The following is a 14,534-nucleotide window of genomic DNA, read 5'->3' as shown; positions in this document are numbered from 1 at the left end:
GCGGTTTGCTATCCTCGTCGGCATGAAGACATCTCTCCCCCTCAGCCTGATCGCGGCCTGCGCCAGCAACCGCGTGATCGGCATCGACAACTCCATGCCCTGGCACCTGCCGGGGGACTTCAAATACTTCAAGGCCACCACCCTCGGCAAGCCGATCATCATGGGCCGCAAGACCTGGGATTCGCTGGGCCGGCCGCTGCCAGGGCGGCTGAACATCGTCGTCAGCCGCCAGCCTGGCTTGCAGCTGGAAGGCGCCGAGGTGTTCCCCTCGCTGGAGCAGGCGCTGGCCCGTGCCGAGCAATGGGCGCACGAGCAGGGCGTCGATGAGCTGATGCTGATTGGCGGCGCGCAGTTGTACGCGCTGGGGCTGGAGCAGGGGCTGGTCAGCCGCATGTACCTGACCCGGGTCGAACTGTCGCCGCAGGGCGATGCGTGGTTCCCGGAGTTCGACGCGCAGCAGTGGACACTGGATTCGAGTGAAGCCCAAGCGGAAGACGGCAAGCCTGGCTACCACTTCGAGGTATGGAACAAGCGTTGATAGACAAGGGCCGCGATGCGGCCCTTGTGCGTTTCAGGTGTGGCTCAGCTCGGCGTGCTGGTCATCGTCCAGCACGGCCTTGTCGGTACTCTTGAGCAACTGGCTGGTGACCACGCCTGCGGTCATCGAGCCATTCACGTTCAACGCGGTGCGGCCCATGTCGATCAGCGGCTCGACCGAGATCAACAGCGCCACCAGCTCGACCGGCAGGCCCATCGCCGGCAGCACGATCAGCGCAGCGAAGGTCGCGCCGCCACCCACACCTGCGACACCCGCCGAGCTCAAGGTGACAATCGCGATCAAGGTGGCAATCCACAGCGGATCGAAGGTGTCGATACCCACCGCTGGCGCCACCATCACCGCCAACATGGCCGGATAGAGGCCGGCGCAGCCATTCTGGCCGATGGTTGCGCCAAACGATGCGCTGAAGCTGGCGATCGACTGCGGCACGCCCAGGCGCCGGGTCTGCGCTTCGATATTGAGCGGAATGCTCGCCGCACTGGAGCGGCTGGTGAAGGCGAAAGTCAGCACCGGCCAGACCTTGCGCAGGAAGCGCAGCGGGCTGACTCCGGTGGCGGCCAGGATCAGGCCATGTACCACGAACATCAGGCCCAGGCCGAGGTACGACACCAGCACGAAGCTGCCCAGCTTGAGGATGTCTTCGATGTTCGAGCTGGCGACCACCTTGGTCATCAACGCTAGCACGCCGTACGGGGTCAGCTTCATCACCAGCCGCACCAGGCGCATGACCCAGGCTTGCAGGGTGTCGATGGCCGACAGCGCGCGTTCACCTTTTTCGCGGTCATCCTTGATCAGTTGCAGTGCCGCCAGGCCAACGAACACGGCGAAGATCACCACGCTGATGATCGAGGTCGGCTTGGCCTTGGCCAGATCGGCAACCGGGTTGCTCGGCACGAATGACAGCAGCAGCTGCGGGATATTCAGATCGGCGACCTTGCCGGCATAGTCGCTCTGGATCGCCTGCAGCCGCGCCGCTTCGGGGATGCCCGCGACCAGGCCCTCGGCGCTGAGGCCGAACAGGTTGGTCAGCAATACGCCAATCAAGGCAGCGATGGCAGTGGTTAGCAGCAATGTGCCGATGCTCAGCACACTGATCCGGCCCAGCGCCGAAGCATTGTGCAGGCGCGCTACTGCGCTGAGGATCGAGGCAAAGATCAGCGGCATGACGATCATCTGCAACAGCCCGACATAGCCGTTACCGACCAGATCGAGCCAACCGATGGTGGCCTTGAGCACCGGATGCCCTGCGCCGTAAACAGTGTGCAAGGCCAGGCCGAACCCTACGCCCATGACCAACCCGAGCAGGACCTTCTTGGCCAGGCTCCAATCGGTGCGGCGGGTTTGCGCCAGGCCCAGCAGCAGGGCCAGAAACGCCAGCAGATTAAGTGACAACGGCAGGTTCATTACAGCTCCGGGATCGAAAAAGGGGGCGTCGCGTCTGGGCGCGATTGCGAACTCAAATGCTAACAGCTTGAAAACAAACGAATTTATATCTGAATGGAATGTGCTTAGGTCGGTATGGAATAACAACGGCTTCGACGTCGCAATAAACAAACCGTTTCACCTGATGAGCGCTGTCTGAGCGGGCAGGCTGGCTACAGGCGAAAAAAAACCGGCGCACCAGGCGCCGGTCTGTTGTTGCCGAAAAGCCTTACAGCCCGTCGAGCAACGCCTTGTCGCGCACAGCGCCTTTGTCGGCACTGGTTGCCAGCAGCGCGTAAGCCTTCAGCGCCGTGGTGACTTTGCGCGGACGCACTTCCACCGGCTTCCAGCCCTTCTTGTCCTGCTCGGCGCGGCGGGTGGCCAGCTCCTCATCGCTGACCAACAGGTTGATCGAGCGGTTGGGGATGTCGATCAACACCTTGTCGCCATCGCGCACCAGGCCAATCGCGCCACCGGCAGCGGCTTCAGGCGAAGCGTGGCCGATCGACAGGCCCGAGGTACCGCCAGAGAAGCGGCCGTCGGTGAGCAGGGCGCAGGCCTTGCCCAGGCCTTTGGACTTCAGATACGAGGTCGGGTACAGCATCTCTTGCATGCCCGGGCCGCCTTTCGGGCCTTCGTAACGGATGATCACGATGTCGCCGGCCTGTACTTCATCGGCCAGAATGCCGCGTACGGCGCTGTCCTGGCTCTCGAAGATCTTCGCGTTGCCTTCGAACACGTGGATCGATTCGTCAACACCGGCAGTTTTCACCACGCAGCCATCAAGGGCGATGTTGCCGTACAGCACGGCAAGGCCGCCTTCTTGCGAATAGGCGTACTCGAAGCTGCGGATGCAGCCGTTTTCACGGTCGTCGTCGAGGGTTTCCCAACGGGTCGATTGGCTGAACGCGGTCTGCGTCGGGATGCCACCAGGGCCGGCCTTGAAGAAGGTGTGCACAGCTTCATCGTCGGTCTGGGTGATATCCCATTTGGCGATGGCTTCTTCCATGCTCGGGCTGTGCACGGTCGGCAGGTCGGTGTGCAGCAGGCCGCCACGGGCCAGCGAGCCGAGGATGCTGAAGATGCCGCCGGCGCGGTGGACGTCTTCCATGTGGTACTTCTGAATGTTCGGCGCAACCTTGCACAGCTGCGGCACCTTGCGCGACAGCCGGTCGATATCACGCAGGTCGAACTGGACCTCACCTTCCTGGGCTGCAGCGAGCAGGTGCAGGATGGTGTTGGTCGAGCCGCCCATGGCGATGTCGAGCATCATGGCGTTTTCGAACGCCTTGAAGTTGGCGATGTTGCGCGGCAGCACCGAGGCGTCGTTGTCGCCGTAGTAGCGTTTGCACAGCTCGACGATGGTACGGCCGGCAGTGAGGAACAGCTGCTCACGGTCGGAGTGGGTGGCCAGGGTCGAACCGTTGCCAGGCAGGGCCAGGCCGAGTGCTTCGGTCAGGCAGTTCATCGAGTTGGCGGTGAACATGCCGGAGCACGAGCCACAGGTCGGGCAGGCGCTGCGCTCGTACTCGGCGACTTTTTCATCGCTGGCGGTAGAGTCGGCGGCGATGACCATGGCGTCGACCAGGTCCAGGCCGTGGCTGGCGAGTTTGGTCTTGCCGGCTTCCATCGGCCCGCCGGAGACGAAGATCACCGGGATGTTCAGGCGCAGTGCAGCCATGAGCATGCCAGGGGTGATCTTGTCGCAGTTGGAGATGCACACGATGGCGTCGGCGCAGTGGGCGTTGACCATGTACTCGACCGAGTCGGCGATGATCTCGCGGCTGGGCAGCGAATAGAGCATGCCGTCGTGGCCCATGGCGATGCCATCGTCGACCGCAATGGTGTTGAACTCTTTGGCCACGCCACCGACGCGCTCAATCTCGCGGGCGACCAGTTGGCCCAGATCCTTGAGGTGCACATGCCCCGGGACGAACTGGGTGAACGAGTTGGCGATGGCGATGATCGGTTTCTTGAAGTCTTCGTCCTTCATCCCGGTTGCGCGCCACAGGGCACGGGCACCGGCCATGTTGCGGCCGTGGGTGGAAGTCTTGGAACGATAATCAGGCATGAAGCACTCCTGGCGGCTGAATCAGGTCAGAAAAAAGGGAAGTGAGCTTCTCTTGTCCTTTGCACCGCAGGCCGGTTGCCACTGGCACGGATGAGGTCGAAAACACTACGGGATCGCCGCAAGCTCGACCAGAGCTCATAAACCCGCCGGGGATGACTGGCGATGAATAGGCCGATTCTACACCGCTGCGGCCGTGAAGGGAGGCCGATGTGCCGGGTGGATATTGGCTAGGCATTGGCCGAACTGTCGTAGGAACCTTCCTAAATGCGCTCGAACGGGCAATTGCTGGCTGACGTGCCCTCGCCAGCTGCCTATTATCGCCGCGCCGCATGTGCGGCTCGACGAGACACACCCTCAATGGACCTTCCCAGTTTTCAGTTCATCACGAACCTGCATTCTGGCACTGAGCGCGCTGGCGCCAGGGCTGCCGAAGGCTTGCACCTGAGAGGGTGAGGGCTGCAGGCGCCCGCGTCGGCGCCTGGAGACAACACATGCACTACTCCCCCGATTATGTAGACGCGCAAGCCAAGCAGCGCCGCGACGCCCAGGCTCGACGTGACCACCTGCTGCGGTCGCAGCTCCATCCTGCCGGCACCGCCGGTGCGCTGATGATCAGCCAGTACTCAAGCCTGGAGAGTGGCTTGAGCGCCAGTCAGGCGATCGACATGCTGCGCCGCGAGGCGGCTGATGCCGAAACCATCTATCAGTCCTATGTGCTCGATGAGCAGCGCAACCTGCTCGGCACTGTGTCGTTGCGCGAACTGATCCTGGCAGCGCCCGATACTGCCATCGAGCAGGTCATGGTCCGCGATATCATCTGCGTCACCGTGCATACCCTGCAGGAAGAAGTGGCGCGGCTGATCCGCCTGCATGACTTGCTGGCAGTGCCGGTACTCGACGATGTTGGCCGGCTGGTCGGGCTGGTGACCTGCGACGAGGCGCTGGATGTGGTGGTGGAAGAGGCTACCGAGGACTTCCACAAAGGCGCACTGATTGCCAGTCACGTCGGCAACCTGCGCGATGCCACGCTGGGGCTGCTGTACCGCAAGCGCGTGCTGTGGCTGGTGTTGCTGGTGTTCGGCAACCTGTTCTCGGGCGCGGGCATCGCCGCGTTCGAGGAAACCATCGCTGCGCATATCGCCCTGGTGTTCTTCCTGCCATTGCTGGTCGACAGCGGGGGCAATGCCGGTGCGCAGTCGGCAACCCTGATGGTCCGCGGCCTGGCGACGGGCGAGGTAGTCATGGCGGACTGGCTGCGGATGCTTGGCCGCGAGTGCGGCGTGGCCCTGGCGCTGGGTGCGACCATGGCAGTGGCGGTAGCTTCGCTGGGGATGTTGCGCGGCGGTGCGGACATCGCCTTTATCGTCGCCAGCAGCATGCTGGTGATCGTCTTGATTGGCAGCCTGATCGGCATGAGCCTGCCGTTTCTGCTCAGCCGGATCAACCTTGATCCAGCCACGGCGAGTGGGCCGTTGGTGACATCGGTGGCTGATGCAGTGGGGGTGTTGATCTACTTCGGCATTGCTTCGCAGGTGCTGGATATCTGAGCAGCAGCGATGACAGCGACCAGGCGTCGCTGTCATCGCGCTCAGGCCAGCGGCTTAGCTGTTGGGCAGCAAGCGGCAGGTGATGCTTTTGATGTAGCGGGTTTCAGGGATCGCCGGGTGCACCGGGTGATCAGGGCCCTGACCGCCGCGCTCGAGCAACTGCAGGTTGCGGTCGAGGTGCCGGGCGCTGGTCAGCAGGATGTTGTTGAGGTCGTCTTCGGGCAAGTGCATCGAGCACGAAGCGCTGACCAGAATGCCGTCCTTGTTGAGCAGGCGCATGGCTTGCTCGTTCAGGCGACGGTAGGCGCCTTCGCCGTTTTTCAGGTCTTTCTTGCGTTTGATGAAGGCGGGTGGGTCGGCGATGATCACGTCGAAGCGCTCTTCAGCGGCCTTCAGCTCGCGCAGTGCTTCGAACACGTCACCTTCGATGCAGGTCAGCTTGTCGACGATGCCATTGAGTGCTGCGTTGCGCTCGACACCGTCCAGAGCAAAGCTTGAGGCATCCACGCAGAACACTTCGCTGGCGCCGAACACGCCGGCCTGCACGCCCCAGCCACCGATGTAGCTGAACAGGTCGAGTACGCGCTTGCCTTTGGCATACGGCGCCAGGCGGGCACGGTTCATGCGGTGGTCGTAGAACCAGCCGGTCTTCTGCCCTTCACGCACCGGAGCTTCGAACTTGACGCCGTTCTCTTCCAGGGCGACCCAGTCCGGCACTTCACCGTAAACGGTTTCGACATAACGCTGCAGGCCTTCGGCATCGCGCGCGGCGGAGTCGTTCTTGAACAGGATGCCGCTCGGCTTGAGCACCTGCACCAGGGCGGCGATCACGTCGTCCTTGTGCTGCTCCATGGTCGCCGAGGCCAGCTGCACCACGAGGATGTCGAAGAAACGGTCGACGACCAGCCCTGGCAGCAGGTCGGAATCGCCGTAGACCAGGCGGTAGCACGGCTTGTCGAACAGGCGCTCACGCAGCGACAGGGCTACGTTGAGTCTGTGCACCAGCAGCGATTTGTCCAGCTGCAGCTTGATGTCACGCGACAGCAGGCGCGCGCAGATCAGGTTGTTCGGGCTCAGCGCGACGATGCCCAGCGGTTTGCCGTTGGCGGCCTCGAGCACAGCCTGCTGGCCGGCTTGCAGGCCTTGCAGTGGCGTCGCGGCAACATCGATTTCGTTGCTGTAGACCCACAGATGGCCGGCGCGCAGGCGGCGATCGGCATTGGCTTTGAGGCGTAGGCTGGGCAGGGACATGACGTCGCTCCGGAAAAAAGAGCGGGATTATAGCCTGTTGCCAGGCCCGTCGGTGCGGTGGATGACGAAGCGCTGCGGGAGCTGCAAGGGTGGCTGACACCTGGGGTAGCAATCTTGGGTCGTGCTGCAATGATGCAGTGGTTGGTGCGTTGGGGGGCGCCGGGGTTAGAATCGGCTGACCTTATCGAGTATGTACGTATGTCCCAGGAACTCACCGCCGAACAGATCCAGCACGCCTTGCAGGGCATCACCATTCCGCCGCAGCCGCAGATCATGGTCGACCTGCAGTTCGAGCAGTACATGCCCGACCCCGATCTGGAAACCATCGCCAAGCTGATCGCGCAGGATCCGGGGCTGTCGGGGGCCTTGCTCAAACTGGTCAATTCGCCGCATTTTGGCCTGAGCAACAAGATTGGCTCGATCCAGCGTGCGGTCAACCTGCTCGGCAGCCGCTCGATCATCAACCTGATCAACGCGCAGTCGATCAAGGGCGAGATGAGCGATGAGACCATCGTTACCCTCAACCGCTTCTGGGACACCGCCCAGGACGTTGCGATGACCTGCCTGACCCTGGCCAAGCGGGTCGGCATTCAGGCAGCGGACGAAGCCTATACGCTGGGCCTGTTCCACGATTGCGGCGTGCCGTTGATGCTCAAGCGCTTCCCCAACTATATGGAAGTGCTCGAAGAGAGCTACGCGAAAGCCGATGAGCAGACCCGCGTGGTCGATACCGAGAATCGCGCGTTCAACACCAATCATTCGGTGGTGGGTTACTTCACCGCCAAGTCCTGGCGCCTGCCCGAGCACATCAGCGCGGCCATCGCCAACCACCACAACGCGCTGGCGGTGTTCCGCGACGAGACCTCGCGCAATACCCAGAACCAGCTGAAGAACCTGCTGGCAGTGCTGAAGATGGCCGAGCACATCTGCTCGTCGTATCAGGTGCTGGGCAATCAGTCGGTCGATCATGAGTGGAACGCGATCAGCGCGCTGGTGCTCGATTACATCGGCCTGTCCGACTACGACTTCGAGAACCTCAAACAGACCATTCGCGAATTGGGCGGGCGCTGACCGATGCCTGAATTGCCAGAAGTCGAAACCACCCGCCGGGGCATTGCGCCGTATCTTGAGGGCCAGCGCGTCAGTCGCGTGGTGGTGCGCGAGCGGCGTCTGCGCTGGCCGATCCCGGATGACCTCGATGTGCGGTTGTCCGGGCAGCGTATCGTCAGCGTCGAGCGGCGGGCCAAATACCTGTTGATCAACGCCGAGGTCGGCACGCTGATCAGCCATCTGGGCATGTCGGGCAATCTCAGGCTGGTCGAACTGGGTTTGCCGGCGTCCCGCCATGAACACGTCGATATCGAACTCGAGTCCGGGCTGGCGCTGCGCTACACCGACCCGCGCCGCTTTGGTGCGATGCTCTGGTCGCTTGATCCGCTCAAGCATGAACTGCTGCTGCGGCTGGGCCCGGAGCCACTGACCGAGCTGTTTGACGGCGACCGCCTGTTCAAGCTGTCACGTGGGCGGGTGATGGCGGTCAAGCCGTTCATCATGGACAACGCGATCGTGGTCGGGGTGGGCAACATCTACGCCACCGAAGCGCTGTTCGCCGCTGGCATCGATCCGCGCCGCGAGGCGGGCGGTATTTCCCGTGGGCGTTATCTGAAGCTGGCGCTGGAGATCAAACGGGTGTTGGCAGCGGCCATCGAGCGTGGCGGCACCACCTTGCGCGACTTTGTTGGCGGCGATGGCCAGCCGGGCTATTTCCAGCAGGAGCTGTTTGTCTATGGTCGCGGCGGCATGCCCTGCAAGGTATGTGGCACTGACCTGCGCGAACTCAAGCTGGGCCAGCGGGCCAGTGTGTATTGCCCGCGCTGTCAGCGCTGACGCCGCTCAGGGCAGCACCAGTGCCTGGCCAACCCCGCGCGGGTCGCTGGCAGCCTCAACGCTGCCAGCCTGCTTGTTCCAGTACAGCACCTGCTGGTTGCCATAGCTGCGACCAAGATCCTTGAGGCGATAGCCGCGCGCTTCCAGCTGGGCTTGCTCGGCAGCACTGAACGCCCCCGGCTCGTGCTCGACTACATCCGGCAGGTATTGATGGTGGTAGCGCGCAGTTGCCGGCCAGTCCTGCACCGGTTGGCCCTGTAGAAAGCCCATCATCGACAACAGCACCATGCTCGGAATGCGGCTGCCGCCCGGCGTGCCAAAGCTGGCGAACTGGGTCGGGCTCTCGATAAAGCTTGGGCTCATGCTCGACAGCGGCCGCTTGCCCGCCGCCACGGCGTTGGCCTGGCTGCCGGCCAGGCCGTAGCTGTTGCTGCCACCTGGGTCGGCGGCAAAGTCGTCCATTTCGTTGTTCAGCACGACGCCGGTACCGGCCACGGTGAACGCCGCACCAAACGGCAGGTTGACCGAAAGCGTCGCAGCGAGGGCATTGCCTTCGGCATCGATCACTGCAAAATGCGTGGTGTGATCGCCTTCGCGCCAGGCCGGCGCGGGCGGCAGGGCACTGCTTGGGGTGGCTTGATAGACGTCGATACCGTCGGCCAGACCGGTCAGGTAACTGCGTGCCAGGAGCTTGTTGATTGGGTTGCTGACGTAATCGGGATCACCCAGCAGGCCGCGGTCGCGGTAGGCACGGCGCAATACTTCGAGTACATAGTGGCTGCGCTGGACCGGCTCGGCGCTCTGCCACGGCAGGCGTTGGAGCATCGCCAGGCTTTGCGCCAGAGTAACACCGCCGGCCGAGGGCGGTGGGCTGCTGATCAGCTCGCGCTGGTCGGCCAGCTTGAAGCGCAAAGGCTCGCGCCAGACGCTGCGATAGCTGGCCAGGTCGTCGAGGCTCCAGATACCGCCCGCCTGGCGTACACCCGCCACCAGCCGCTGCGCCATCTGGCCGCGATAGAAACCGTCGCGGCCGTGCGCGGCAAGCTGTTGCAGGGTAGCTGCCAGTTCGGGCTGGCGGATCAGTGTGCCCAGTGCCGGCACCTGATTGTCACGCAGGAACAGCCGCGCGCTCTGCGCATCCTCACGCAACGCTGCAAGACGCATCTGCGCCCGGTCGCGATAGACCCGATCAACGGCAAAACCTTCATTGGCAAGGCGAATGGCCGGCGCCAGGCTGTCCTTGAGCGGCAGTTTGCCGTGGGCGTTGGCCAGATCAGCCAGGGCTTGCGGCAGGCCAGGGATGGCAGCGGCCAATGGACCGTTGATCGACAGGCTCGGGCTGAGCTTGCCATCTTTCAGGTACATGTCAGCGGTTGCTGCGCCGGGCGCACGCTCGCGGGCATCGAGAAAACGGTAGCGTGGCGTCTCGCCGGCTTCACGCAGCAGGAAGAAGCCACCACCGCCCAGCCCGGAGCCGTAAGGCTCGACCACGGCCAGCGCAGCGCTGACGGCAATCGCGGCATCGAAGGCATTGCCGCCCTGTTCGAGAATCAAGCGGGCGGCAGCGGTCGCGTCGGCGTGTGGGCTAGCAATCGCAGCGCGGCCAGGCACCTGGGCCTGGGCGGCCGTCGCCAGCAGTGTGACAACCGCACCAAGCGCCGCCCGGCGCAAACCGCGCAGGCTGATCACTAGACTTTGCCGGTGATCCGCTGATATTTGGCCATCAGCTCGTCGGTGGTTTCCGGGTGCGCCTCATCCAGCGGGATGCAGTCGACCGGGCAGACCTGCTGGCACTGCGGCTCGTCATAATGGCCAACGCACTGAGTGCACAGGTTCGGATCGATCACGTAGATCTCTTCACCTTGGGAGATGGCAGCGTTCGGGCACTCGGGTTCGCAGACGTCGCAGTTGATGCAATCGTCGGTGATGATCAGGGACATGGGGGCTCCGGCCGGGGCTCTGGGCCCGGGCATGTTTCAGACCTAATGGCCGCAATTGTGCCGCAATCGCGCCCGCAGTGCACGCGGGCGCGACGTCCAGGCGCTGCAGATCACTTCTTGAAGCGTTCGGTGAGGGCCTCGGCCACTGCTGGATGAACGAACTTGGTGATGTCTCCGCCCAGCGCGGCGATCTCCCTGACCAGGGTCGAGGAGATGAACGAGTAACGTTCCGAAGGCGTCAGGAACAGGCTTTCGACGTCGGGCGCCAGTTGCCGGTTCATGTTCGCCAGCTGGAACTCGTACTCGAAGTCCGACACTGCACGCAGTCCGCGCAGGAACACATTGGCGTTCTGCTCCTTGGCGAAATGCGCCAGCAGGCTGGAGAAGCCGATGACCTCGACATTGGGCAAGTGGCTGGTGACTTCACGCGCCAGAGCGACCCTTTGTTCCAGCGGGAACAGTGGGTTTTTCTTGGGGCTGGCCGCCACGGCGATGATCACATGATCGAACAGACGCGAAGCGCGCTCGACCAGGTCGCCATGGCCCTTGGTAATCGGGTCGAAAGTACCCGGGTACAACACTCGGTTCATCGCGTCATCCTGGCTGGAGTGCGTTGGGGAGTCGGATGGTAGCGCAGCGACTGCGCCCGGCCAAGTCGCACGGCCTGACCAAGGCACTATAGACAGTCCGGGCAGGGCTTGTCATGCGCGCGCGAGTCAGCGAATGAACAGCTTGTAGACCAGTCGTTGCAGTGCTTTGCCGTACGGCGGATAGATCAGCCGGGCCAGGTTGAGCCGCTGCTTGCTCAGTACTGCCCTGGCGTTGCTGAAGGTCAGGAAGCCGTCGTGACCGTGATAGCGGCCCATGCCCGAAGGCCCGACGCCGCCAAAGGGCAGGTCATCCTGGGCAACATGCAGCAGGGTGTCGTTGATGCATACCCCGCCCGAGTGGCTGTGCTGCAGTACCAACCGCTGCTGCGCGCGGTCCTGGCCGAAGTAATACAAAGCCAAAGGCCGCGGCCGCTGATTGATGTAGGCGAGCGCATCGTCGAGCTTGTCATACGGCACCAGCGGCAGCAGTGGGCCGAAGATTTCGTCCTGCATGATCTGCATGTCATCGCTCACATCCAGCAGCAGATGCGGCGGCAGGCGGCGACCTTCGCGGCTTTCATGCGGATACAGGTCTAGCACCTGAGCACCTTTGTCGCTGGCATCCGCGAGCAAGTGCACGAGCCGCTGCAGTTGCTGCGGGTTGATGATCGCGCTGTAGTCGCGGTTGCCGGCGATGCTCGGGTACAGGCGGCGCACGGCCTGTCGATAGGCATCGGCAAACGCGCCGACACGATCACGCGGTACCAGCACATAGTCGGGCGCGACGCAGGTCTGGCCGGCATTGAGCAGTTTGCCAAAGGCGATGCGCTCGGCGGCACCGGCCAGGGCCGCGTCGGACGAAACGATGACCGGCGACTTGCCGCCCAGCTCCAGCGTTACCGGAGTCAGGTTGTTGGCCGCCGCCAGCATCACCCGCCGGCCGATGCTGGTGGCACCGGTGAACAACAGGTGGTCGAACGGCAGGCGGGCAAATGCCTGGCCGACCTCGATCTCCCCCAGCACCACGCTGACCAAGTCCTCGGGAAACACCCGCGCCAGCAGCGCTTGCAGGGCGATTCCGCTGGCCGGGGTGGCCTCACTGAGTTTGAGCATGACCCGGTTGCCCGCCGCCAGCGCTCCGGTCAACGGGCCAATGGCCAGAAACAACGGGTAGTTCCACGGCACGATAATGCCGACCACACCCAAAGGCTGGTATTCCACCCGCGCGCTGGCCGGTTGAAAGGCCAGACCGACCTTGCGCCGCGAGGGCCGCATCCAGCGCTGCAGCTGGCGCTCGGCATCGCGCAGGCCTTGCACCGTGGGCAGCAGCTCGGCCAGCAGGGTTTCATCAGCGCTACGCCCGGCAAAGTCGGCATCGATCGCCTCGATCAAGCGCTGTTGGTCTGCCAGCAGCGCTTCGCGCAGGCTTTTCAGCCATTGCCGGCGCTGCGCGGCAGAGGGCGACGGGTTGCCCGCGAACGCCTTTCGCTGCAGGGCGAACGTCGCTTGCAGGTCGAGGTCGGAATGCACAGGAGGCGCGCTCAGGGTTGAAGACATCACAGGCTCCGCGAGGCCGGACAGGTGCTAGAGCTTGTACTCTAATTCGATCAGGATTTCGACCCGTCAGCAGCCTGCAATCGTGCAACCGTGGCTGGATTGACCGTAAGATGCGGTATCGAACTGCCCGTAACCTGGAGCTGAGCATGGCCCCACGCATCAATACCCGTGAGCGCATCGTGCAAAACAGCCTGGAGCTGTTCAACCAGCAGGGCGAGCGCAGCGTCAGCACCAACCACATCGCAGCGCACATGGAAATGTCGCCCGGCAACCTGTACTACCACTTCCCCAACAAGCAGGCGATCATCGCCGTGTTGTTCAGTCAGTACGAAGAGCTGGTCGACAGCTTTCTGCGCCCGCCCCAGGGCCGCGCGGCGACCGTCGAAGACAAACGCTTCTATCTCAAGGCACTGCTCGCGGCGATGTGGAACTACCGCTTTCTGCATCGCGACCTGGAGCACCTGCTTGAGAGCGATCTGGAGCTGGCGGCCCGCTATCGGCGCTTTTCCCAGCGCTGCCTGGTGCAGGGCCAGGCGATCTACCGCGGCTTTGTCGATGCAGGCATCCTCGCCATGGCGCCGGCGCAGATCGAGTCGCTGACCATCAATGCCTGGATCGTGCTGACTTCGTGGGTGCGCTTTCTCAGCACCACCCGCGAACATTCGGCGCATCTGGGTGAAGAAGCTTTCAAGCGCGGCGTCTATCAAGTGCTGGTGCTGGAGCTGGGCTTCGTTACGGCCGATGCGCGCGCTGCCGTAGACGCCTTGTGCGATGAATTTCACATACCTCTCAACCAGGCCCTGGCGCACTGACGCCTTGCTGCCCTTCGATCAGGAGATTGCCATGCCCCTTGCGCAGTTGATCACCCCACAGCAGTTGGCCGAGCGTCTGGACTCGCCTCGGCTGGTGATTCTGGACTGTCGTTTTGCTCTGGAGGACGTCGATTACGGCCAGCGCAGCTATGCCGAAGGGCATATCGCCGGCGCGCACTTTGCCGATCTTGAGCGCGACCTGAGTGGCAAGGTGGTCAGGGGACAGACCGGCCGGCATCCGTTGCCGGACCCGCAAAGGCTGATCGAGCGGCTGCGCGAGTGGGGTGTGGATAACACCAGTGAGGTGGTGCTGTATGACGACGGCCCTGGCGCCTTCGCCGCACGCGCCTGGTGGCTGCTGGTGTGGCTGGGCAAGCGCGACGGTGTGGCGATACTCGATGGCGGGCTCAAGGCCTGGCATGCCGCGCAACTGCCGCTGAGCCTGGATTCGCCACCCAAGCGCGAGGGCGGCTTCAGCGGTGAGGCCGATACGCAGCTATTGATCGATGCCGAGGAATTGCTGGCCGAGCTGGACAAACCTGAGCTGACCTTGCTCGACGCCCGCGGCTTGCCGCGTTTTCGTGGCGAAGTGGAGCCGATCGATCCAGTGGCAGGGCACATTCCCGGAGCCAGATGCGCGGCATTCACCGACAACCTAGGCGCCGATGGCCGTTTTCTGCCGGTCGAACAGCTCAAGCAGCGCTTTGCCGAGCAGTTGGCCGGGCGCGCGCCAGAGCAGCTGATTGCCTACTGCGGCTCGGGGGTGACGGCGTGTCACAACCTGTTTGCCCTGGCGCTGGCCGGCTATCCGTTGGGCCGCTTGTATGCAGGTTCCTGGAGTGAGTGGATCAACGACCCGCAGCGCGGCGTGGCCACTGGCGACTGAGGCCGTCAGCGC

At 63.5% G+C, this 14,534-nt stretch carries 13 protein-coding genes; 6 read left to right on the top strand and 7 right to left on the bottom strand.

The features are described 5' to 3' along the window. The first annotated feature begins 22 nt into the window (after window positions 1-22). Complete coding sequence (locus ACIOAU_RS09610; RefSeq protein WP_220632896.1) at window positions 23-538, top strand: dihydrofolate reductase; 516 nt, start codon at window positions 23-25, stop codon at window positions 536-538. Between the two features lie 33 nt (window positions 539-571). Here the strand turns inward: ACIOAU_RS09610 and ACIOAU_RS09605 are convergent, their stop codons facing one another. Both ACIOAU_RS09605 and ilvD read right to left on the bottom strand, forming a co-directional pair. Further along, complete coding sequence (locus ACIOAU_RS09605; RefSeq protein WP_101315415.1) at window positions 572-1,963, bottom strand: L-cystine transporter; 1,392 nt, start codon at window positions 1,961-1,963, stop codon at window positions 572-574. 247 nt (window positions 1,964-2,210) lie between these two features. Continuing rightward, window positions 2,211-4,052, bottom strand: coding sequence for a dihydroxy-acid dehydratase (gene ilvD / locus ACIOAU_RS09600; RefSeq protein WP_401181583.1), 1,842 nt, complete (start codon window positions 4,050-4,052; stop codon window positions 2,211-2,213). Between the two features lie 491 nt (window positions 4,053-4,543). Here ilvD and mgtE point away from each other — a divergent pair, with 491 nt between their 5' ends. Then, complete coding sequence (gene mgtE, locus ACIOAU_RS09595) at window positions 4,544-5,599, top strand: magnesium transporter (protein ID WP_401181580.1); 1,056 nt, start codon at window positions 4,544-4,546, stop codon at window positions 5,597-5,599. Between the two features lie 54 nt (window positions 5,600-5,653). On the opposite strand, the gene ACIOAU_RS09590 is transcribed toward mgtE, so the two are convergent. Further along, complete coding sequence (locus ACIOAU_RS09590; protein WP_401181577.1) at window positions 5,654-6,850, bottom strand: class I SAM-dependent rRNA methyltransferase; 1,197 nt, start codon at window positions 6,848-6,850, stop codon at window positions 5,654-5,656. 252 nt (window positions 6,851-7,102) lie between these two features. Between ACIOAU_RS09590 and ACIOAU_RS09585 the strand changes: the two genes are divergently transcribed. Together ACIOAU_RS09585 and mutM are read left to right on the top strand one after the other, a co-directional pair. Then, window positions 7,103-7,921, top strand: coding sequence for an HDOD domain-containing protein (locus ACIOAU_RS09585; protein ID WP_178080808.1), 819 nt, complete (start codon window positions 7,103-7,105; stop codon window positions 7,919-7,921). Window positions 7,922-7,924: 3 nt separating this feature from the next. Next, window positions 7,925-8,737 (top strand): bifunctional DNA-formamidopyrimidine glycosylase/DNA-(apurinic or apyrimidinic site) lyase, encoded by an 813-nt coding sequence (gene mutM / locus ACIOAU_RS09580; RefSeq protein ID WP_101315427.1) that lies wholly within the window; start codon window positions 7,925-7,927, stop codon window positions 8,735-8,737. Between the two features lie 6 nt (window positions 8,738-8,743). On the opposite strand, the gene ggt is transcribed toward mutM, so the two are convergent. The 4 genes from ggt to ACIOAU_RS09560 all read right to left on the bottom strand — a co-directional run bounded on the left by ggt (window position 8,744) and on the right by ACIOAU_RS09560 (window position 12,824). Next, window positions 8,744-10,426 (bottom strand): gamma-glutamyltransferase, encoded by a 1,683-nt coding sequence (gene ggt, locus ACIOAU_RS09575; RefSeq protein ID WP_401181574.1) that lies wholly within the window; start codon window positions 10,424-10,426, stop codon window positions 8,744-8,746. Then, complete coding sequence (locus ACIOAU_RS09570; RefSeq protein ID WP_401181571.1) at window positions 10,426-10,677, bottom strand: YfhL family 4Fe-4S dicluster ferredoxin; 252 nt, start codon at window positions 10,675-10,677, stop codon at window positions 10,426-10,428. Before ACIOAU_RS09570 ends, ggt begins: the two co-directional genes overlap by 1 nt. Before the next feature lie 110 nt (window positions 10,678-10,787). Next, the gene (gene coaD, locus ACIOAU_RS09565) at window positions 10,788-11,267 is read right to left on the bottom strand and encodes a pantetheine-phosphate adenylyltransferase (protein WP_101315431.1); all 480 of its coding nucleotides are present in this window, start codon (window positions 11,265-11,267) and stop codon (window positions 10,788-10,790) included. 126 nt (window positions 11,268-11,393) lie between these two features. Further along, window positions 11,394-12,824, bottom strand: coding sequence for a coniferyl aldehyde dehydrogenase (locus tag ACIOAU_RS09560; protein WP_401181568.1), 1,431 nt, complete (start codon window positions 12,822-12,824; stop codon window positions 11,394-11,396). A 146-nt stretch (window positions 12,825-12,970) separates the two neighbouring features. On the opposite strand from ACIOAU_RS09560, the gene ACIOAU_RS09555 reads away from it, so the two are divergent. Both ACIOAU_RS09555 and ACIOAU_RS09550 read left to right on the top strand, forming a co-directional pair. After that, window positions 12,971-13,636, top strand: a complete 666-nt coding sequence (locus ACIOAU_RS09555) for a TetR/AcrR family transcriptional regulator (RefSeq protein WP_101315435.1) — start codon at window positions 12,971-12,973, stop codon at window positions 13,634-13,636. Window positions 13,637-13,667: 31 nt separating this feature from the next. Then, window positions 13,668-14,522, top strand: a complete 855-nt coding sequence (locus ACIOAU_RS09550; protein WP_220632898.1) for a sulfurtransferase — start codon at window positions 13,668-13,670, stop codon at window positions 14,520-14,522. Window positions 14,523-14,534 lie beyond the last annotated feature (12 nt).

Origin of the sequence: Pseudomonas sp. NPDC088322, from assembly GCF_044740745.1 — a bacterium.
Taxonomy (GTDB): domain Bacteria; phylum Pseudomonadota; class Gammaproteobacteria; order Pseudomonadales; family Pseudomonadaceae; genus Aquipseudomonas; species Aquipseudomonas shirazensis.
This window is presented reverse-complemented; position numbering and strand designations above follow the sequence as displayed.